Consider the following 500-nt stretch of genomic DNA (forward strand, 5'->3'; position numbering starts at 1 on the left):
GGCTCGGCGTTGGCGCTCTTGCCCTTCAGCAGGTCGAACGGGCTGAGCAGGCTGTCGTCGCGGTTGGTGTCGCCCGGCTTGCGCTCGGCCTCGGTGGTGACGCTCGCCCCGGCGCGGCGGCCGTTGCGGATCTCGTCCACCGACAGGGTGGCGTTGTTGTCGTCGTAGCGGCCGCGTGCCTGGTTGCCCACCGGGCGCCGCCGCTCGGCAGCCGCGCGCTCGCGCTCGACGATCTCGGGATCCTTGGGCCAGGCGGTGCTGGTGGAGCGGGCCCGGGGCTGGGGCAGGACCTTGCCGTCGAGCTTGGGCGGCATCACCAGCGGCGGGCGCTCGTGATAGTCGATCGGGTCCTGGCGCTTCTCCAGGAGGCCGATGCCGGAGAGCGCGTCGCGCATGAACTCGCCGCGCTCCTGCGCCTGCGCGCCGCCGGCCAGCAGCGGCGCCAACGCGACCGCGGCGGAGAGGATGAGACGAAGCCTGCGATGCCCGGTCATGCTGCC

The 500-nt window shown here is 73.6% G+C and carries 1 protein-coding gene; it reads right to left on the reverse strand.

What is annotated here, in order from left to right; translation table 11 throughout:
• Positions 1–500: hypothetical protein (locus ACTXGL_RS14115; RefSeq protein WP_443527312.1), on the reverse strand; the 500-nt coding region annotated here is incomplete at both ends.

Origin of the sequence: Psychrobacter sp. T6-6 (genome assembly GCF_052258185.1) — a bacterium.
Classification (GTDB): domain Bacteria; phylum Pseudomonadota; class Gammaproteobacteria; order Pseudomonadales; family Moraxellaceae; genus Psychrobacter.